This is a genomic window from Legionella fallonii LLAP-10, assembly GCF_000953135.1.
In the GTDB taxonomy this organism is placed as follows: Bacteria; Pseudomonadota; Gammaproteobacteria; order Legionellales; family Legionellaceae; genus Legionella; species Legionella fallonii.
Genome location: NZ_LN614827.1, coordinates 16,948 through 37,748 on the forward strand (window position 1 = coordinate 16,948; position 20,801 = coordinate 37,748).

Genomic DNA, 20,801 nt, shown 5'->3' on the forward strand with positions numbered 1-20,801 from the left:
GACCAGGGATAGTAATGAAGAATAACACAAAGACTGCAGCCTTAACTTTAGGTGCTCTTGGTATCGTTTATGGTGATCTTGGGACAAGTCCATTATATGCATTGCAGCAAGTATTGACTAAAGTCGATGTTACCCCACTCCATGTTTATGGGGTGTTATCTTTAGTCTTTTGGTCTCTTATTTTAGTGATTTCTACCGGCTATGTGACCGTTTTTTTGCGTGCAGACAATGATGGTGAGGGTGGCATCTTAGCGTTATTATCGTTATTAAAACGACAAAACAAAAAATTTCCACACATTCTTTTTCTAATGGGGATGATTGGTGCGGGCTTGCTTCTCGGCGATGGCATGATTACCCCAGCTATTTCTGTGATTAGTGCTATTGAGGGTTTACATGTTATTTCACCGCATTTTTCCCATCTTATTATGCCAATCGCTTTTGTTATTCTTTTAATCCTTTTTCTTTGTCAACGTTTTGGGACTAATGCTATCAGCATTTTATTTGGGCCTATCTTGTTGTGTTGGTTTATAACCATTGCTATTTTGGGAGCTATAGCTATTTCCCATAATCCCGTGGTTTTAAAAGCAATTAATCCTTTTTATGCCGTTGATTTTCTTTATCAGGGCGGTTGGCATGCTTACTTGCTCTTGGGTGGTATCTTTTTAGTTATTACTGGTGCGGAGGCAATGTATGCTGATCTGGGGCATTTTGGCAAAAATCCTATTCGCATCGGATGGTTTTTTATTGCCCTTCCTTCTTTGTTACTTAATTACTTCGGACAAGGAGCTAATGTTCTAAGTCATCCAGAAGCTGTTTCAAACTTATTTTACTCATTAGCTCCTTCATGGTTTGCCTATCCTTTATTAGTCATCGCTACTTTCGCAACGATTATTGCGTCACAGGCAGTGATTTCCGCGAGCTTTTCTATGGCCAGGCAAGGGATCTTATTGGAGATATGTCCTCGTCTGTCCATTATTCATACCTCTAAAAAAGAGACTGGGCAAGTTTATGTTCCCCAAGTCAACTTCTTTATTGCTTTAGGTACACTACTGCTTGTAGTTATATTCGAAAGCTCTGATGGTTTAGCTGCAGCCTTTGGCATGGCCGTAAATTTGGTAATGCTTATTGTTGCTGTGTTGGTATTTTTTGTCGCCTTAAAGTTATGGAAATGGACTTATACCAAAATAGGATTAATTTTTTTACCACTCATTATCATCGATCTTATTTTTCTTGGAGCAAATATTCCTAAAATTGATGAGGGAGCATGGATTCCTTTAGTTTTTGCCGCTCTGATTAGTACTTTGATGATTACCTGGCAAAGAGGCATGCAGATAGTTAGAACTTATTTTTATAAGAATAAAGCGCCATTAGCCGAAATCATTAAGGGCATGGATAGATCCCAACTTAAAGCTATAGATGATTTAACGGTGATTTTTGTTACAGACCCTTATGATAACAGTGCTAGTAGCTTCTTAAATTATGTGAAGCTAAATCATATTATGCCCAAAAATACTTTGATTGTTAAAGTTGTTGTTGATGATTTCCCCTTTGTTAGAGAGCAGAATCGTTATGAGTTAACTTCATTAATAGATGGCTATTATAATTTGACACTACACTATGGTTTTATGCAGTCTATTAATGTTCCTCGCACGCTTGATGCGGGAGTGAAAAATAAAATCTTTCCTTTTCCTTTGAATATTTGTTCAGCCACATTCTTGGTTGAAATCATCCACTTTGCTGTGGGCAAAAAAAAGTATCCGCGATTTTTTAATTGGCAGAAAAGACTCTTTAGCCTTTTGTTACGCAACTCTCAACTCAGTATAGAGTTTTTCCATTTGCCTCCTGCTCAGACTATTTCTATTGGTAGTTATTTATAGAGAAATACTGGTTCGTTACATGAAAGGCTATTTTAAATAGTGTTGGGTTGTTAAAAAAAATCCCATATGGTTCTTTATTGGGCTTATTGTTTTTTTATGAATTAACATCGACTTACAGCGATAGTTAACGGGGGCAATGTTATGCTCCATAATGATCATCAAAAAATCATGTAGATTTAAATATGATCATATAGTATTATTCCTGGAATTATTGATTTATGTAATAACTAAGGAGTAATGATGCCTCACTTTTTTACAAAACCATCGAACATTTTGATAGAGCATGAGTTAACTTTGGCTGAATATCTCGCTAGAAAAGTGAAATTTAATCCCAATGACCCATTACATACTCAGTTAATTACTTCCTGTGCTCAATCAGTTAAGGAAAGACTAGCTAATTTACAAAGTATTGATATAAAAATGACTGCTGGTTTTGCAATAGGAATTGCTGCCCTTCTTTTATCGTATTTTTTGCCATTTACTCTAGTTGCTATAGCTGGTTTTGCTTATGGTTCTTATCAATTAGCTCAAAGACAATATGCCTATGCTGAACACTCTAGTGCTCTTGAAAATTTATCAAAAAGCTGTCTTTGGGTTCTTGGTGATGTTAATGTGGAACAGCAACGAAACCATGCACTTAATAATGTTCCCGCTGTTCAAGAAATGATAACTACCTTAGCACCATTAACAAGTACAGAACAATTACGTGAACTTATTGATACAAGCATTGGAGAGGTGTTGCTTCAGGAAATAGAAAAGATTAAAGAGAACATTACTCTTTTTGATGAGCATCTGGATAAAGAAAAAATGGATCTTTATTTTAAAATTTATGGTTATAAACAAGGTGGCTTTTGGGCAATTTCATCTGGAATAGGCTATGCCATTAAAAATGGGTTTTCTGCATTGGCCTCGACGATTTCTTCTTGTTTTTCGAGTGCTTCTTCGAGTACTGCCCCTAGTGACTCTTCGAACACAAATGATTTGGTACAGTCTACCTCTAGGATGTGAGTACTAATTGCCGCAAGTAGTTTACCGCTGCGTCGGGCAACAAATTGCCCAATGGCGCTACCTTAATAAAAGGAAGAAAAAATCGTAGCCCGTATTAGTGCAGCATAATACGGGAATACCCTAGCTCAGTGCACTGAAATCCCGGATTACGCTGCGCTCATCCAGGCTTAAGGTAGCGCCATTGGGCAATTTGTTGCCCGACCTTATCAGCTATTTGCTGCGATCACTTGCTCCAGTGTTTTTGCCGTTTGTCCACCATATAAGGTTTTAACCAATCGTCCTTGAGGGTTAAAAATAAAGGTTACTGGTACCCCTGTGATGTCACCAAGACGTAATTCGTTGGAGGGATCTTTCAGTAAATTAGGATAATTGATATTAAATCGCTTAATCAGATTCCTTTGTTGAAATAAGGGTAATGCATCGAAGTTTACTGCATATAAAGCGACGGATTCTTCTTTATGACGTTTGTAAAAGCGATTAAATTCTGGAATTTCATCAACGCAGGTTTGACACCAACTGGCCCAGTAGTTAATAAGTACCCATTTTCCTTTGAGCGCTGAAAATGAGGTACTTTGACCATGGGTATCTTTTAATAAAACATCGGCCTGACTTATCGATGTTATTGTCATCAATATCAGAGTTAAGTACACATATTTTATAATAGATTTCATAGCTACCTCTTGGTTTTAGGCTGTTATTCTAGCACGTTTTAAGCGGTATCCCAGATTGTTTTGCCTCGAAGTCTAATAGGAAAGACGGATATTTTGAACTATGCTTAGAGTAACAATAGTAATGGCGTGTTGATATGCAAGAAATAAGGATAAGGCAATTAGTTAAAGGGACTTTAGTGCGTGAGGGTGCAGGAGTTAAGTTACATCGTTATATAGGGGTAGAGCAGACTAATGCATTTGAGCCCATTTTGCTTTTTGATTATTTCGATAGTAGTGATTCTTTAGATTATATAGCGGGTTTCCCTCCTCATCCTCATCGTGGTTTTGAGACCATCACTTATTTAATTCATGGAATTATTGCGCATGAAGATAATCAAGGTCATAAAGGGGCTATCAATAGTGGAGGTGTGCAGTGGATGACAGCAGGTAAGGGAATTATTCATTCTGAAATGCCTTCCTCCTCCAGTGGCAGATTACAAGGATTACAGATGTGGTTAAATTTACCTGCTGCACAGAAAATGAGTGAACCGCGTTATCAAGAAATAGCTCAGGAACAATTACCTGTTGAAACGATGGATTCGGGAGTCGTTATTAAAGTTATTGCTGGCCGAACGGATCAGGGAACGAGTTCCCCTATTAATAATATAGCAACACATCCTTTGTTTTTTGATATGAGCTTGCCAGCAGGTAGTCGTGCGAAGCAGCGAATTCCTCGGGACTATCAGTCCATTTTATTTGTCCTATCGGGAGAAGTGAGCATTGCTGGACGTAAGGTTCAACAACACGTTCTAGCAAACCTTGGTACCGGTGACGTCGTGACATTAAAGGGGGATCAAGAAAGTCGTTGCCTGCTGATTGCTGCGGCCAAGATTCATGAACCTATAGTGCGTTATGGTCCTTTTGTGATGAATACGCAACAAGAGATAGCTCAGGCAATGGATGATTTTCGTAGTGGTCGATTTTAAATAGACCTCTTTCCTCACTACAGCGAGTTTGGAAAGAGGTCTATTATTTTTCGTGTTATTCCTTTCTCTGTGGGGCGCCTTATGTTTACAACTAAGAAGATTAAATATCATCAAAGCTAGTTTTTTTGTTTGTAGCAAAAGGATATTATAAGCTCACTTTTATCAAAGGATTTGTCGAGTATTATGTTAAGCAATGAGCAGCTATCTCTTTTAGAACACCATAATTCTGCAGTATTTACGGATATAAAGGCGCGGTTATTAGATAATTTAAAGCGGTTGTGGTCTAAAACAAAGCCTTTAGCCGGAGTGAAGATTTTACATAACATCCCTCTTACTTATGAAACTTTAGTTAAGCTGGAGTCTTTATTAGCTGCCGGGGCGAATGTGACTGTAACGCAAGTTAAATTTGTGTCGAATCAACCGGAAGCCAATATCGTCGCTTTATTAAATAAATTGGGGGTAACTTATATTCCGCAACATGAGGAAATTGCCGGAGAGTTTGATATTGCCTTGGATTGTTGTGCCGAAGTCATGGATATGTCTAAGGTAACGGTTACTAAAGGATTAGTTGAACTCACGCAAAGCGGCGGAGAGGTTTTTAAAAAAACTAAAACCTCTTTTCCGGTAATCAATGTCGATGATTCTAATCTAAAAAAATTAGAAGGGATGTATGGCACGGGCGAGAGCTTTATCAGAGCTTTTAAAGAAAGAACCGGCCAAGATATCGCAAATGAGTCATTTATGGTGTTTGGTTTTGGTAAAGTGGGACGGGGAATAGTGAAGTATCTATTAAAAGAAACACCCCATATCACGGTTGTGGATCAATCTGAAAAACAATTAGATCATGCTAGAAAAATGGGAGTTAATGCCTTGCATGTCGCGCAAAAAGACGCTATCAGAAATGGTGCCAAAAACGCCTTTTGTTTGGTAACAGCAACAGGGCAGCACCATATCTTATCGCAATGGCTTAGTTCGGATAGTTGTCCACAGGCCATTATTGCCAATATGGGCGTTGCTGATGAAATTGGCCCTAATTTTACAGATGAAAAAGTATTATGTAAGCGAATGGCAATTAATTTTTCCTTAAAACACCCTACGCTATTACATTTTATTGATCCTATTTTTTATGCTCATAATTTAGGAGCCCAATTGCTCATAGAAAATCAATTAAGGCCTGGATATCATCCTTTTCCTAGTTATCTTGATGATTTGATTATCAAATTGTGGAATGAATATTATCCTATGGATATTAGTGATATTTATTTTGATGATTAGAGCGGGTGTTTTAGAGTATCGCTTGAGCCATTTTGATCCAGAGCTGTCAGGTTGAGGAAGGAACGAGAAAAGTCTATCTCTCATCATCGTTAAATTAAAGTCGGTTTTGGATAAGAATGTCACCTATTTCGGAGCCGTTCGTGCTGAGGAGGCGCTTTTTTTCGAAGCATACGCACAAGATTTTTGGCTTGGTGGATGCTTCGCGATGGGGTTACCCCCTCCTCAGCACGAACGGGTTGGTCAGATGCCTAGCTTTTTCAATTTTGGGGTTTATTCTGTAATACCCTCGTGATTACCATGCACCAGTATTATTCCTCCTTAAGTAATCGCTACCAAGGGAAAATACATTATTTTAAATTGTTATTAAATTAAACCAAATTTGCTTGGTTACATCCGCTAAGGACTAATAAAAAAACTGTTCGTTGCTATTTGCCTAGTGCCGATAAAATGCTTGACTCTATTGTTGCTATATACCTTATCTTTGCCAATAAGGAGGAAATACAATGACTCAATGGTTCGTAAAAGATCTGGCACAATTAACTGGTATCTCGGTGCAAACCCTGCATCATTACGACTTGCTAATGGGTATCGTGTTTTCTCCTATTGCTCCATGGCTATTATAGGAAGTGGCTCGCAGCCATTGGGTTATGGATACCGGCTTTCGCCGGTAATTTGCTATAACATTTAGGATTTGAGCCATACCGCAATTAACGACTCCATAGTGTTACGTGCTTCTTGTAAGGATTCTGAATCCGTTGCTGCGGGCGAATGCAAATCATCGCAATGGGCACTTCCCTCAATCAGGTAATAGTTCAGTTTTTCATTAACGGCATTGCCATTTTTTTCCGCTAAAGATAAAAGCGACCAGGGATCATTTTCTCCGTTGGTGAAATAGATATTGGAAACCAAAGCATCCATCAGTGGGTAATAGAATGAGTTATTTAACGAGGCTGTTTGGGCTGGTTCATTTAATCCAAATAAACGGTGGCATACTTGGTGGTGATAGGCCAAGTCAATTAAGGCTGAGCGCGTAGATTGTTGCCTATCTGGATTGGCATTTTGCCAATAACCGTATTCCGTACATGATTGATAGTACCATTGTCTCATTCCTACGCCTTTTTTATAATCGCCAGGATCTTCACTCATTGCCCCTTGAGCGGTCATTTCTACCGCGGATACCTTCATTTCGTGATACAGCTTTTTAGCAAATTCGGCATAGCCCTCTAGCGGCGTTGGACTAGAGGATAAAGCAGAACAAAAAATGTCTCTTTTGCCATATTGTACGGCAGCAGCTGCCGTATCTGCTATAAGATATAAGAAATCTACAGGGTCATTGACAGCGGATGCGTCAAACAAAGCCTTCATTTGCTTGAATTTGGCTTTATTATTCAATGTCGCCTCAACCTCCCTCACTACGTGACGTATTTGCATTGCACACTGCGATCCGGCAACGTGGGTGACGTGAGTATCGTATTCAAAGAAATCTTCTTTGGCCATCACTGGCGCCGATGAGGCGAGAGAGCCTACCACTAAATAAGGGAATTTCAGACGGTAATAGGCGGATAAGGAGCCTGGATAAGAGCCGCCAAAGGCTATCCACTTACCATTCCACTTGTTGCTCTTTTGTAAATGACGTTGGAAATAAGCCAGGTCATCCAGAGCCTGTTCCGTAGTTAAATAACGCAAGTCGGTAGTGGAAAAAGTATTGAGTGGAATACTTTCGCCGTAATATCGATGTTCCAAAGCAACTAATTTAGCATGATATTTTTGTGCATAGTTACGAATGGCACCATTGAGGGCTCTTTTCGTACATTCTGCCTCACCACAGAGATAAAAAAATACAGGATCATTTTTAGCTTTACTATATGTTTCATCGATATAGTAACGTTGTGAGAAGGTTCCTAATGATGGGGTATTGTGATCTATCAGTTGAATAAATTGTCCTTGTCGGATGCTCTTTGTAGCGACTAAAGGTTGAGCCATTTCTATTTGTCTTTGCAGATAAAGAGCTACGGGGCCAGCAAAAGAGGTAGATAAACTAGCTAATAGACTAAATCCTACTATTATCGCTTTTTTGTTAAAAAACATATTCATTATCATCCTTGATTTCGTTTATGAACATCCCAAGCACCCTCTGATGGTGATGCAAGAGATCTAATAATATTTCTTATTCGAGTTGTTGACAATTGGCTCCGTTATCTATGACGTGATCGATTACAAAAGTCCTTAAAATACATAAGCTTGCTTGCTTAACAGGAGACGTGTTTTTTAAAATAGGGATGTGGCAATATGAGGCCATGTTGCAGCCAAAAATTGCATTGTGTTCTATTTTGTGGCATCATGGGGCACATTGTGCACATAATAAAGGTATTTTTATGTTCAAGAAGAGCTTAATTTTTTCACTTGCTGTTACTTCTCAAGCGCTTTTAGCTGCAGAGGCGGTTGATCTGTATCAAACTCCAGTAAGTAGTTTAAAACAATTTCAATTAGAGCAGACTCCAAAGAGTGCTCCGGCGTCCCCAAAGCAAGCTCGTTCGTTAGCTTTCCCGGCGGCAAGAAATAGTGCTCCGGTAGCCAATTCGCTACAACAAGTGAGTCAAACTCAGGAAGAAAATGAAACCATAGTTCGTTATCAACAACTATATAAAGGCATTCCTGTTGTTGGCGCACAAATTATGATCACTAAGAGCACTAACCAGGGCATTAATGCCTCCAAAGATGCTTTAGCCAATGGACATCTATTAAATGACATCCAAATAGACATTAATCCCTCTTTTAAAGCCCAACAAGCAATAGAGTTAGCTAAAAAATCTTATTTTAGTGCTAATCCTCAAGCGGAAATCCAGGAAGAGGCTAGCGAGCTACAAATCAGGCCTGCTGATGATAAGCAATTAAAACTGGTTTATTTGGTTTCATTCAAAACAGTGCAAGGAGACAGTAAACCGGCTTGGCCTTTTTTTGTTATTGATGCACAAACTGGTACCGTAATACAACAGTGGAATAATATTAAAAATTATTTAGATCATGGCCCTGGAGGGAATGAAAAAGTTCATCAATATTGGTATGGTAAAGATGGGCTTCCGTCGCTTGAGGTAACTCAAAGTGGTAGTCAATGCGTTATGGATAATCCTAAAGTCAAGTTGGTTAATGTGGGTTCTGCTTGGGATTGGAATAACAGTAGGTTGAGCCCTCATCAATATCCTTGTAATAATAATGTGGCTGAAAACACCAATGGTGCTTTTTCACCAGCGAATGACGCCTATTATTTTGGTCATACTATTGTCGATATGTATAAAGATTGGTATGGGTTAAATGCCTTACAATTGGCTAATGGTTCGCCGATGAAGTTAGTAATGCGTGTTCATTTCGGCCAAAACTATGATAATGCTTTTTGGGATGGTCAATCGATGTCTTTCGGTGATGGTCAAGACTTCTATCCTTTGGTTTCTCTTGATATTGCTGGACATGAGGTCACTCATGGCTTTACCGAACAACATTCCGGCTTGGAATATCATGATCAACCTGGTGCTCTTAATGAGTCCATGTCTGATATGGCAGGTCAAGCATCCAGATCATATCTTTTAGAAAAAACACCACTTTTGTATAGTAAAGCTTATTTACAACCTAACGTAGTCACTTGGGGTATCGGTGAGACTATAGTGCGTGATTCAGTAGGTAAGGCCTTACGTTTTATGGATTATCCTTCCTCTGATGGAAGTTCTGCGGATTGTTTAGATAAACAACTGGCTCAAAGTAACGGTGCTTATTGTGCTATCAGTTATGATGAGATTGTTGCCTTTGCTAAGGCCAATATTATGAGCCCCCAAGATCAGCAAAGCTTTATAGTTCATACTGCCAGTGGCGTATTTAATAAGGCATTTTATTTATTGTCGCAAAGTATTGGTATTAAAACGGCATATCATGTGATGATCGTTGCTAATACTAAATATTGGACTCCAAGTACTGATTTTAAAGCAGGAGCCTGTGGTGTTATCTATGCAGCTAAAGATTTAGCAGTAGATACTGGCCTTGTTAAAAATATTTTTGGCCAAGTTGGTGTCGAAACTAGCCAGTGTTCGGTGTAAAACAAACACGAGTATCCTTATTTTAGAATAGATACGTAGGTTGGATCCTTTGGTCCAACATGGCGTTCAACCTACGTTACAAAAGCTTAAGTTGACGCCATAAGATAAATGGATGTTGTTTGTTGCGTTAGTATAATGCACACAGGATTTTTTTTACTCTAAATGATGTTCGTCAGACAAAAAAACTGATATATACTGTTTTGAGCATTTATCGTCCGAGGACGATAAATGCTGTCCTGTCATTTTTTGGGTTTAGTATTGGGATATAGAATGACCATTTTTTTAATTACTCTAGGTATATTAATACTGAGTGTTCTTTGTGTTGCCATGATGGCTTTAAAACTATCTCGACAACCCGCAGAGCCTCTTTCCTTTATTCAGTGTATCAAATTGATATTTAGTGGGATTGTTGCTTTTATTGCCGATACTTTGGGGGTGGGCAGTTTTGCTGTTAATGTAACCTTAGCTAAATTGTTAGGCACCTTTCGTGATGATGAATTGCCTGCGGTAAATAATGGTGCGCAAGTCATTCCTGGTGCGATTGAGTCTTTATTTTTTATGCACCTGATTGATGTCGATTTAACTACTTTGTTAACTTTGGTTTCTGGCACCTGCCTTGGTGGGCTTGTTGGTGGATTTATCGTGAGTCAAATGAGCAAGCAGGCTATTCGTCTAGCAATGATTTGCTCTTTTACTTTAATTATTTTGCTGTTGATTTCCCATTATTTTCGCTTGTTGCCGGTAGGTGGTGATTTAATGGTATTGCATTCTTGGAAATTAGTAGTTGGCTTTTTTGCTTTAGCCATCTGCGGCGCTTTAACTTCAGTGGGCGTGGGTTTATTTGTGATGGTGCAAGGTGTTTTATTTGTGATGAATGTTTCTCCTGTAGTGGCCTTTCCCATTATGACTACTGCTGGGGCTATGCAGCAACCTATAACGACGCTGGTTTTTTTACAGAAAAATAAAATCCCTTTAAAGAAAACAATGATTTTGAGTCTTGCTGGATGTGTCGGTGTGTTAATTACCATCCCTGTTTTTACTCAATTGACCGTTACCTGGTTGCACATGCTGTTACTTTGTATATTGACTTACAATTTAATCGCTATTGGTCGTACCTATTTAAAATCGCGGCCAACAAAGAAACCTGTTTTAGTCTCTGGGTCTCTTCCAGCGACGGAATAGACCTTTTGCAAGAAGCCATGGATTCGGTGATGCACGGGGCTTAATAAAGATCTGTGTTGCACTATTAGTCAAGGATGGACGTATGAAAAAAATGATAGTTATTGTTCTCTGATTGTTATTTGTTGTTTGTAGCAAATAACCGTTTTGACACCATGGTTATCTTTGGTGACAGCATCTCTGATACAGGTAATTTATACCGATTTATGTGGAATAAATTACCTATCTCCCCTCCTTATTATCAAGGCCGTTTTTCAAATGGCCCGTTATGGATAGAGCAACTTTATAGCTCTTATTCTCCACAAGATTATGTCGATGGTTTCCAAAACTACGCGGTTGGCGGAACTGGCGCGGTATTTTCTTATAAGCAAAATTTACCGTTTACCTTCGGTAGAGAAGTAAGTGACTATTTGTACTGGAATACGTATGGTAAAAAGGCAACCACCTTATATACCATTTGGATTGGGGCTAATAATTATCTTAATGGACCAACCAATATAGAGTCGATCATTTATTGCCTCTAAAAAATAAAGCGAAGCCTCTTAATTGTGAAGAATATGTATTTTGGGATCATGTCCATCCTTCCTCTCGCGTTCATTATTATCTTGCGCAAAAGGCGCGTGAAGCCTTAGATTCTGCAGGTTTGACTGCATTTACTTCTACGATAAAACACCCGGGGGTTGTGCCTTATAGCCATTCTAAGCCATTAAGTTAACGTCAGTATTGGATAAGAAGCTTATTAGATCCGGTCTCTATCTCGATCCGTTCGGCTTGAGGAGGGATAACGGGCAAGGTAAAATCTGAGTTCCTTATCCGAAAATGACGTTAAATTAGTGAGAAGGAGCTTACTTATAATGTAACTTCTCTAAAGCCTGTGGTATCAGGCTTTAGGCTTCTATAGTATAATCAGTTCAATTTTTAGATTAAGACTTACAAAAAAGTACTATTTCGTCATTACAATTTGATTTTAGTGGCGAAACTGAAATTTTACGTAAGTCCCACAGATAATAGTGCATGCTATGGATGAACCAGTCAGTAAATCACAAAAGAAAAGAGAAGCCGATGCCTTACAAAAAATAGGTGTGGCATTTGTTGAACTCAGTTTGGCCAAGTTAGACTTGCTGCCGCTTACTGATAATTTGCGTAAAGCAATTATTGATGCTAAATCGATTAAGAGTCACGGAGCAAAAAGACGCCAGGCTCAATTAATTGGAAAGCTAATGCGTGCTGCCGACTATGAAGCCATTCTTGAGACTTATCATAAAATGCAAGAAGAAGACAATGCTGCCACAGCAGATTTTCATGAAGTAGAGCTTTGGCGAGACCGATTAATTCATGAAGGGAAAGATGCGCTTACCCAATTTATTGATCTTTATCAACCGCAAGACGTACAGCAATTAAGGCAGTTGATTAAAAAAGCAGTGGATGATCAGCTAAAAGAGAAAAACTCGGGCGCAGCCAAAGCGCTTTTTCGTTATTTAAGGTCCACTATACAATGAATTATCCATTATTTATAAGCTGTCCTAGAGGATTAGAATATTTATTAGAGGAAGAGGTCAAAAGCCTGGGACTTATGGTGACTCGAGTCAGTCCTCAGGGAGTTTACGGTGACGCCAATATTACAGTGCTTTATCAGCTCTGCTTATGGTCACGCTTAGCCAACAGAGTACAATTGGTTTTATTTAGTGGTTATGCAGCAAATGAACAAGCGATACATCAATTATGTACCCAATTTCATTGGCAAACCGTGTTTACTCACGATAAATCTATAGCCGTAGAGTTTCATGGATCATCGGAACATATACGCAATACCATGTATGGGGCGCAAGTAGTAAAAGATGCTATAGTCGATCACTTCCGTAGATTAAGTGGGGCACGTCCTTCTGTTGATAGAGAAAAACCACAGATCCGCATTCATGCTCACTTGAAAAATGATACTTTGACCGTTAGTTTTGACGTCACTGGATATAGTTTGCATCAACGAGGATACCGCAATAAAGCGGGAATGGCGCCAATAAAAGAGAATGTTGCTGCTGCTTTACTGATCCGCGCGAAATGGCCTGAGTTAGCGGCCCAAGGATATAGTCTACACGATCCTTTTTGTGGATCTGGTACTTTGGTTATTGAAGCAGCGATGATGGCCGCTCATATTGCACCAGGGTTATTAAGGCAGGATCAATCATTGCAATACTGGGCGCAACACGAGAGTGCTTTATGGGAAAAATTACGGACTCAGGCATTACAACAAGTAAAACCGCTTTCTCTTAAACTATCTGGAGCTGATTCCGACCATAAAGCAATAAGCTTGGCCCATGCTAATGCCGGGCATGCTGGGGTTTTACCCTTAGTTACATTTGATGTTTTGGCGGTACAGGATAATAAAGCGCCAGCGGAAAAAGGCTTATTGGTGTGTAATCCACCCTATGGTGAACGTTTGGGCGCGACTACAGAGCTAGTTCCTATTTACCAACAGTTAGGAACCCTTTTGCACCGTCATTATCAAGGTTGGCATGCTGCTGTTTTAACATCTAACCCGGTATTGGCTAAGGCAATAGGGCTGCGATCCGATAAGCAATACACCCTATATAATGGTCCTTTAGAATGTAAGCTCTATTGTTTTACTTTATCTGCGGCAAATGAGTTAAAAGGCACAAGAGAAAGCACCTTATCTTCCCATGCGCAAATGCTACTGAATCGCGTGCAAAAGAATTATAAACATTTGCAGAAATGGGCTAAAAAAAGTAATGTTTCCTGCTATAGGGTTTACGATGCTGATATACCTGAATATGCCTATGCTATTGATCTGTATAATGATTATGTTGTGTTACAGGAATATGCTGCCCCAGCGAGTATTCCTATACATAAAGCAGAGAAGCGTAGTTTGGAAATGATGCAGGTTGTCCCCATCGCTTTGGGCTTGACTGTAGATAAACTAGTGATGAAACAACGCAAGCAACAAAAGGGTACAGAGCAATATCAAAAAATGGCTCATACCCGCCAGACCATTGCTGTTACCGAGGGGCGCGCGAAGCTGAAGGTTAATTTATATGACTATTTGGACACGGGCTTATTTTTAGATCATCGCCCTATGCGTTTACGTTTTGCAGAATTGAAGCCTGGTACTCGCTTTCTCAATTGTTTTTGTTATACCGCAAGTGCTAGTGTACATGCTGCACTAGCTGGTGCATTGACCACTAATGTGGATCTTTCCAATACTTATTTACAATGGGGCGAAGACAACTTTAGGCTAAACCATATCGATTTATCCAGACATCAATTTATTCAGTTTGATTGTCGTGAGTGGATGAAAATCACCAGAGACAAATTTGATGTCATTTTTTTAGATCCCCCCAGTTTTTCCAATTCGAAACGGATGAAAGATACTTTGGATATTCAACGAGATCATGCTGTTTTGATCAGCGCAGCAATGCGTTTACTTAATCCAGATGGGGTTCTTTATTTTTCAACTAATTTTCGTCAATTCAAAATGGATCCTCAATTAGAAGAGAAATATGCGATAGAGGATATTAGTAGCCAGACTATAGATCAGGATTTTAAACGTAATCCTAAAATTCATCGTTGTTTTAAAATAGTGATGCCGCAATTTGCTGGTAAGTAGTCATTCCCTAGTTGGTTGCAAGCAGCCAGGATACAACTAGTCTATGCAGACATAAGTAATTAGACGCCGATGAAGATGAAGCAACAAATTAAAGCACAAGCTCTTATTCTTTGTATGATCTTCTTATGTATGGGGAATGCATTTAGTCTTCGGCCTTTTTCCTTTTTAAAAGCAGCGGATAGACTTTCCTACCTCCCGGGACTGGGGGCAATTAGCGATGTGGAGCTGGCAGGTTATCTGCCGCTTGTGGGACCTGATTGTATTAAAGATCACTGTGCTTCTAATACGGGGAATTTATTTTATTGGTTCGTTGAAAGCCGTACAAAATCTAAGGATGCTCCTCTCGTTTTATGGCTTAATGGTGGGCCAGGAGCCGCCAGTTTGTATGGTTTTTTTATGGAAAATGGACCTTATAGTGTTAGCACTGACGGAAGGCTCACAAAAAGGAAATTTTCTTGGACGGAAAAAGCGCATTATTTGATGATTGATCAGCCTGCAGGTGTCGGATTTTCTTATGGAACAGCAACAACTTATGCTAATGAAGCAGAAGCAATGGCTCAGCTGTATCATGCTCTAACTCTATTTTTTCAGCGTCATCCGGAGCTTGCGGCAAAAGACCTCTATCTGGCAGGCCAATCTTATGCAGGGAAGTATTTACCGCAATTAGCAATACGCATTTTAGCTGGTAATACGGCAGGCGAAAAAATTCATTTAAAAGGTTTACTCATAGGCGATGGCTGGGTAAACCCACGATTACAGCAACGAGCTAATATGGAAATGGCCTATTCTCATGGTTTGATCGATAGAACCACGCGCAAGAAAGTAGAAGCGCTCTATCAACAATGCACGCAGGAAATAGATAAAGCAACACCTTCGAGCCGACAAGCAAATCAAGTGTGTAGTAAGATACAAGACCTTATTAGAAAAGTCAGTGGTGATCTTAACTTAGCCAATATTGCAACGGATAAAGAGTTAGATGATTCGGCTATGATTCAGTATTTAAATAGTCCTGAGGTACGCAAAGCGTTACATGTTGATCCACGAATAAAAAAATTTAAGTCGTTTAGTAAAATGGCCTCTGACCTTCTTGAGATTGGTGAGCAAGACTCCGTCGCGCCTCTTTATCCTCAGTTGCTTGCAGCAGGGGTTCGTGTCTTGATTTATAATGGCCTTGAGGATGCAAAAGATTCTAATTTCATTAGTGCCGATCTATGGCTTGAGGCACTTAATTGGCCTGGCAAAAAGCAATTTGCTAATGCTCCTACCTGCGTTTGGCGTACAGCGGGACAGGTCGCTGGTTATGCTAAAGCTGCCGAAGGTTTAACTCAGGTGAAGATTCGAGGGGCAGGGCATATCGCTCCAGCAGATCAACCCGAAAGGTTATTGGATTTATTGCATCGTTTTATTAATAACCAATCATTTTGTGGCTAAATGTTAGCGGCATGACCTGAACGGTTAATGGTGCCAACTTAAGAGAAAATTGTAGCCTGGGTTACGGCTACGCTCTCACCCAGGCTACATCCTTTAAGTTGATGAGTTACTTAGGCTCTACTACATCGGGGCCATAAATCTGCTCTTTTAGTGATTTCATGTAGCCGGCCATGAAAAACAGTTCGGCGGTAAGAAAGAGCGGGGCGATGAGGGCTTGAGATAGATTATCCATAAAAGCAGGTTTTTTTCCCTCAATATAATGGCCGTACAGTTGTAAACCCCAACCGACAACGAAAGTAATAATGAATGCCCATACACCTAATTTAGTTGGACCATGATGGCTAAATAGGCTGGAAAACAATAATAAAATGATCAAAATGGGGGTTAATGCTAAAGCAAGTTTCCAATTTAAGCGAAAATAATAAATTAACACTGCTAAAGTAGTTAAACAGGCAAGCGTAGTGGAAAAAACTCCAGGCATAATTATTTGAATGAATCCCAAGAGGATCATCATCGAAAGAATAATGAGGGGTACTCCTGCTAAATGGGTATATCGTGTTGTGATGTTCTGATGATATCCCGCATACATTTGAGCCTGTTCTACAAATGGTTTCATTTTAGACGTCCTGAATATAAGTTCCTTATGGAAACATAGCACATTATTACAAGAACTACCAAAGTAGTTCTTGTTGCGAAGTCGCATAGCTAAAAAGAGGTCGAACGTTATAATCGTCTCATCGAGTCATTTAAAAAGTGTATTTGCCAACAATATATAATACGTTACCATTTTTTGAATTCCCTGGAATATAAGCTGCTGCTACAGATACTTTCCCTAAAAATAGGGTAGCCCATGGCACTGCGCCAGGAAACGGTATGTTATGATTAATATCCGTTCTTGAGGTAACTAATACGGAATACCCTATCCCTACCTTAATGTCTTTATTGACCTGCAGTATTTTAGAATAAGCGTAACCAACGGCAGGCTCTACGTTTTTATGAGAGTCAAGGAACGCAAGGGCATAAAGTCCATGCCAATTGCCTTTCTCATCAAAGATGCTTTTACCCAGTCCGCCCCCCCAGGCTGCTTCATTGTAAGTACGAATTTTTTCTCGTGAATAAATATAGCGGTTATGCCAGGCATAACCAGAAAGATAGAGGTCGGTGTCTCCTTCAGTCCATATTTGATGTAGGCGTTGGCAAGCTGGCTTGAAAAAAGACAGCCAGTGGCTACATGCTTGAGGCTCTTCTGCAGTAAAGGCATTTAAAGAGACAAACAGTAATGAACTTGCAATTAAGCGCTGGTGACGGCTCGTTAACTTTGGTTGAAATGTTTGGGTTTTCATGTATTGTAACGCTGGAAAATTTGATATTTTGGCCAAAACAATGGAATTGTCAACAGACCTTAATCTTTTCATATAAATTTTAACCCTTCTTGGTTTCTTCTGACGGATATTTAGTGCTAGAGTTTAATTATGAAAGGTTTATTTGTAACGGATGTTAATCTGACTTTTTACTGCGTTGAAATATAAAGTCGCAAACCTGTGAGTATATTACCATGGACTTTTTTCGCAAAAAAGATATTGCTGACTCATTTGATAGTGAATCCCATTTAGCTAAATGTCTGACGGTGCTGGATCTGACCTTTTTAGGGGTAGGTGCCATCATCGGGGCAGGTATCTTTATACTTACGGGGATCGTTGCGGCTACTTATGCGGGGCCTGCTGTTATCTTTTCTTATGTAGTGGCGGGTATCGCCTGTGCTTTTGCTGCTTTATCTTATGCGGAGCTTGCTGCATCCATAGGTGGGTGCGGCAGTGCTTACGGTTACGCTTATGCTGGATTTGGTGAATTAATTGCTTGGATAGTTGGTTGGGACTTGATCTTAGAATATGCCATTTCTGTTTCTGCAGTATCTGTTGGCTGGAGTGGTTATGCTAATGATTTTCTCTTGTCCATGAAAATACATGTCCCCAATTATTTTTTACATGGTCCCTTGGATGGTGGTGTTGTTAATCTGTTGGCTTTTGCGATTATTATTGCTTTGACAACGTTACTTATCATGGGGGTTAAATCAAGTACTCGCTTTAATAACGTTATAGTGATGATAAAACTTTTCGTTGTTTTTCTATTTATTGCGATAGCATCGACTGAAATTCGCATAGAGAATTGGTCTCCCTTTATGCCTTTTGGTTGGTCAGGAGTAATTAAGGGAGCTTCATTAATATTTTTTGCTTATATTGGTTTCGATGCCATATCCACTGCAGCAGAGGAGGCAATTAATCCTCAGCGCGATTTGCCTAGAGGAATTCTCAGCTCCCTTATTATTTGTACTATTTTATACATTACAGTAGCAGGCCTATTAACGGCTATAGCGTATTATCCAACACTTAATGTTTCTTCTCCTATTAGCCACTCCCTATTGGCATTGGGGTATAGAACTGCAGCCGGCTTAATTGGTGTTGGTGCTATAGCGGGATTGACTACAGTGATGCTGGTCATGTTTTATGGTTTAACTCGGGTATTTTTAGCCATGGCACGAGATGGGTTGTTGCCAAAGATTTTTTCTAGGACTAATGAGCATACTAAGACGCCAATACGTATTATTCTGCTTTGTGGGGTGTTAATGGCCTCTTTGTCCGCCATGGTGCCTATTAGTGATTTAGCGGAATTAGTGAATATAGGAACTCTTTTTGCCTTTATTATTGTTTGTAGCGGCGTTTTATATTTACGCTATGTGCGTCCGGAAATGCATCGTCCTTTTAAAACTCCCGGGATGCCTTTTGTTCCTATTTTAGGAATACTCAGTTGTGTCTATTTAATTGCTCATTTACCTTGGGTAACCTTGGTACGTTTTGTGATTTGGATGCTTATAGGCTTTATGATCTATTTTTCCTTTAGTCGTGAGCACAGTAAACTGTTTTTGGATAGGCGGACGAGTGTAAAAAAACAATAGCGGGTTTGGATAGTGATCGATTAAATACAATACAGCATCATTCCTGCAGAAACCATTGCTGCTGCAGGGATGGTCAATAGCCAAGAGAGAAAAATCCTTCTTAAAACCTTCCAATGGGTTCCGTCAATGCCACTAAGTAGACCTACGCCAGCAATAGCTCCGGTTACTGTGTGCGTCGTTGAAACAGGAATACCCCATTCTGTTGCTGTAAAAATAGTCAGCGCCGATCCTGTTTCAGCCGCACAACCTTTCATTGTGTTCAACTTGGTTATTTTCACACCCATAGTATGGACTATACGCCATCCGCCAACCAGAGTGCCAAGAGCTATAATCGCATGACAAGAAATAACCACCCAAAATGGAACATAAAATGGCCCATCAAGCCATGAAGCAGAAAAAAGCAAAACGGCGATAATACCCATGGTTTTTTGTGCATCATTACCGCCATGCGTTAGGCTGAGCAGGGCTGATGAAGCTAATTGAAAGCCTTTAAATAATTTATTGAGCTGTTCCTCACTATATCGTCTAAGTAACTTGGTTAAAAAAAAGGTGAACAGTAAACCGATAACTAATCCTAGCGTTGGTGATAAAAAAATACCTATAGCTACTTTGGCAAAACCGGATAATTTAAGCGAGGAAAAACCTCCTTTTGCTATGGCTGCCCCAGCCAGGCCGCCGATCAATGCGTGAGATGAGCTTGAGGGCAAGCCGTAATACCAGGTAATTAAATTCCAAAAAATAGCTCCTATAAGAGCGGCCAAGATAAACCGTGCATCAACGAGACTGGTATCGACTAGCCCATTACCTATAGTTTTAGCCACCATTAAATTAAAAATAAGAAAAGCAATAAAATTAAAAAAAGCGGCCCACAATACCGCCTGCCTGGGGGTTAAAACCCCAGTGGTGACAATAGTAGCGATAGAATTGGCTGCATCATGAAAGCCATTGATGAACTCAAAAATGAATGCGATAAAAATGACAAAAAGGATAAATGAAGTATTGCTGTCCAATCGTAATCTTCCTGATTATATGTAGTAACTGCTTTTAGTCATTAATTTAGAAATAGCACTCATCACTTGTTTGATGACATAAGGAAGCTCTATCCCCCCTGCTTGTATTGCTTGAGTTGCATGAAACTCCTCATCATCTTGCATCATTTCAAGAATAGCCTGGGTTTTTTTATCCTCAATGGGAATGTCTTGCAAATGTTTTTGTAAATGAGCGGTGACTTGTTTTTCTGTCTCGGCTACAAATCCTAAGCTGATTTTATCTCCTGCCAAACCAGCTAGTGCTCCTAATATTAGAGAGCCACTATACCATAAGGGATTTAATACGCTGGGTTTGCTGCCTAATTCGTCTAAGCGTTCTTCGCACCAGGCCAGATGATCCACCTCTTCTGCTGCGGCTTGAGCCATTTGTTGTTTTATTTGTGTTAATTGTGCCGTTAGTGCCTGCCCTTGGTATAAGGCTTGGGCGCACACCTCTCCCGCATGGTTGACTCTCATTAATCCGGCGATGTGCTTTTTAGTAGAAGAAGACAGTGAGGCTTCTTTAATTTCAGCCGCTGGAGAGCGACGTGTTGATGTTCTTCTCTGCGGAGGGATTAAGGTACGAAGGGCATTATCCGCTTCGGCAATTAATGTATCAAGAAAACTTGTTGTTCGCATAGCAATTCTCTGTTAAAGAGATTAAGAAATCTATGTTAACTGGATTAATGATGAGTTTGAAGACATTGAGA

At 39.7% G+C, this 20,801-nt stretch carries 18 protein-coding genes; 12 read left to right on the top strand and 6 right to left on the bottom strand.

The features are described from left to right. Positions 1 to 14: 14 nt before the first annotated feature. Entirely contained in the window at positions 15 to 1,877 is a 1,863-nt protein-coding gene (locus tag LFA_RS00065) for a potassium transporter Kup (RefSeq protein ID WP_045094380.1), read from the top strand. Positions 1,878 to 2,114: 237 nt separating this feature from the next. Further along, complete coding sequence (locus tag LFA_RS00070) at positions 2,115 to 2,885, top strand: hypothetical protein (RefSeq protein ID WP_157010234.1); 771 nt, start codon at positions 2,115 to 2,117, stop codon at positions 2,883 to 2,885. Between the two features lie 206 nt (positions 2,886 to 3,091). Here the strand turns inward: LFA_RS00070 and LFA_RS00075 are convergent, their stop codons facing one another. Beyond that, the gene (locus tag LFA_RS00075; RefSeq protein WP_045094382.1) at positions 3,092 to 3,556 is read right to left on the bottom strand and encodes a TlpA disulfide reductase family protein; all 465 of its coding nucleotides are present in this window, start codon (positions 3,554 to 3,556) and stop codon (positions 3,092 to 3,094) included. A 134-nt stretch (positions 3,557 to 3,690) separates the two neighbouring features. On the opposite strand from LFA_RS00075, the gene LFA_RS00080 reads away from it, so the two are divergent. Beyond that, positions 3,691 to 4,521 (top strand): pirin family protein, encoded by an 831-nt coding sequence (locus tag LFA_RS00080; protein WP_045094383.1) that lies wholly within the window; start codon positions 3,691 to 3,693, stop codon positions 4,519 to 4,521. 183 nt (positions 4,522 to 4,704) lie between these two features. Further along, positions 4,705 to 5,796, top strand: coding sequence for an NAD-binding protein (locus tag LFA_RS00085; protein ID WP_052673790.1), 1,092 nt, complete (start codon positions 4,705 to 4,707; stop codon positions 5,794 to 5,796). A 684-nt stretch (positions 5,797 to 6,480) separates the two neighbouring features. Here LFA_RS00085 and LFA_RS00090 read toward each other — a convergent pair. Beyond that, positions 6,481 to 7,890 (bottom strand): S28 family serine protease, encoded by a 1,410-nt coding sequence (locus LFA_RS00090; RefSeq protein WP_231865877.1) that lies wholly within the window; start codon positions 7,888 to 7,890, stop codon positions 6,481 to 6,483. 281 nt (positions 7,891 to 8,171) lie between these two features. Here LFA_RS00090 and LFA_RS00095 point away from each other — a divergent pair, with 281 nt between their 5' ends. From LFA_RS00095 to LFA_RS00125, 7 genes are all read left to right on the top strand, one after another. Then, positions 8,172 to 9,881 carry a M4 family metallopeptidase gene (locus LFA_RS00095; protein ID WP_045097300.1) on the top strand — a complete coding sequence of 570 codons (1,710 nt, stop codon included), beginning with the start codon at positions 8,172 to 8,174 and terminating at the stop codon, positions 9,879 to 9,881. A gap of 270 nt (positions 9,882 to 10,151) precedes the next feature. Next, positions 10,152 to 11,063 (top strand): sulfite exporter TauE/SafE family protein, encoded by a 912-nt coding sequence (locus LFA_RS00100; RefSeq protein ID WP_045094384.1) that lies wholly within the window; start codon positions 10,152 to 10,154, stop codon positions 11,061 to 11,063. 101 nt (positions 11,064 to 11,164) lie between these two features. Further along, positions 11,165 to 11,584 carry an SGNH/GDSL hydrolase family protein gene (locus tag LFA_RS00105; protein ID WP_052673791.1) on the top strand — a complete coding sequence of 140 codons (420 nt, stop codon included), beginning with the start codon at positions 11,165 to 11,167 and terminating at the stop codon, positions 11,582 to 11,584. Continuing rightward, positions 11,575 to 11,775, top strand: coding sequence for a hypothetical protein (locus tag LFA_RS00110; RefSeq protein WP_045094385.1), 201 nt, complete (start codon positions 11,575 to 11,577; stop codon positions 11,773 to 11,775). Before LFA_RS00105 ends, LFA_RS00110 begins: the two co-directional genes overlap by 10 nt. Positions 11,776 to 12,079: 304 nt before the next feature. Beyond that, positions 12,080 to 12,559 (top strand): ribosome biogenesis factor YjgA, encoded by a 480-nt coding sequence (gene yjgA, locus LFA_RS00115; RefSeq protein ID WP_045094386.1) that lies wholly within the window; start codon positions 12,080 to 12,082, stop codon positions 12,557 to 12,559. Beyond that, positions 12,556 to 14,679, top strand: a complete 2,124-nt coding sequence (rlmKL, locus tag LFA_RS00120; protein WP_045094387.1) for a bifunctional 23S rRNA (guanine(2069)-N(7))-methyltransferase RlmK/23S rRNA (guanine(2445)-N(2))-methyltransferase RlmL — start codon at positions 12,556 to 12,558, stop codon at positions 14,677 to 14,679. Before yjgA ends, rlmKL begins: the two co-directional genes overlap by 4 nt. 69 nt (positions 14,680 to 14,748) lie before the next feature. Continuing rightward, positions 14,749 to 16,110: a S10 family peptidase gene (locus tag LFA_RS00125; RefSeq protein ID WP_231865878.1), complete on the top strand. Its 1,362-nt coding sequence runs from the start codon at positions 14,749 to 14,751 to the stop codon at positions 16,108 to 16,110. A 106-nt stretch (positions 16,111 to 16,216) separates the two neighbouring features. Here LFA_RS00125 and LFA_RS00130 read toward each other — a convergent pair whose 3' ends face one another. Beyond that, on the bottom strand, positions 16,217 to 16,726 hold the full coding sequence (locus tag LFA_RS00130) for an Mpo1 family 2-hydroxy fatty acid dioxygenase (RefSeq protein WP_045094389.1): 510 nt from the start codon (positions 16,724 to 16,726) through the stop codon (positions 16,217 to 16,219). A gap of 130 nt (positions 16,727 to 16,856) precedes the next feature. Further along, a complete protein-coding gene (pagP, locus tag LFA_RS00135) occupies positions 16,857 to 17,453 on the bottom strand; it encodes a lipid IV(A) palmitoyltransferase PagP (protein WP_045097302.1) in 597 nt (198 codons plus the stop codon). Positions 17,454 to 17,665: 212 nt separating this feature from the next. Between pagP and LFA_RS00140 the strand changes: the two genes are divergently transcribed. Then, on the top strand, positions 17,666 to 19,063 hold the full coding sequence (locus LFA_RS00140) for an amino acid permease (protein WP_045094390.1): 1,398 nt from the start codon (positions 17,666 to 17,668) through the stop codon (positions 19,061 to 19,063). A 20-nt stretch (positions 19,064 to 19,083) separates the two neighbouring features. Here the strand turns inward: LFA_RS00140 and LFA_RS00145 are convergent, their stop codons facing one another. Both LFA_RS00145 and coq7 read right to left on the bottom strand, forming a co-directional pair. Then, positions 19,084 to 20,073 carry an inorganic phosphate transporter gene (locus tag LFA_RS00145; RefSeq protein ID WP_045094391.1) on the bottom strand — a complete coding sequence of 330 codons (990 nt, stop codon included), beginning with the start codon at positions 20,071 to 20,073 and terminating at the stop codon, positions 19,084 to 19,086. Positions 20,074 to 20,088: 15 nt separating this feature from the next. Beyond that, positions 20,089 to 20,730 (bottom strand): 2-polyprenyl-3-methyl-6-methoxy-1,4-benzoquinone monooxygenase, encoded by a 642-nt coding sequence (gene coq7 / locus LFA_RS00150; RefSeq protein WP_045094392.1) that lies wholly within the window; start codon positions 20,728 to 20,730, stop codon positions 20,089 to 20,091. Between the last annotated feature and the right edge of the window lie 71 nt (positions 20,731 to 20,801).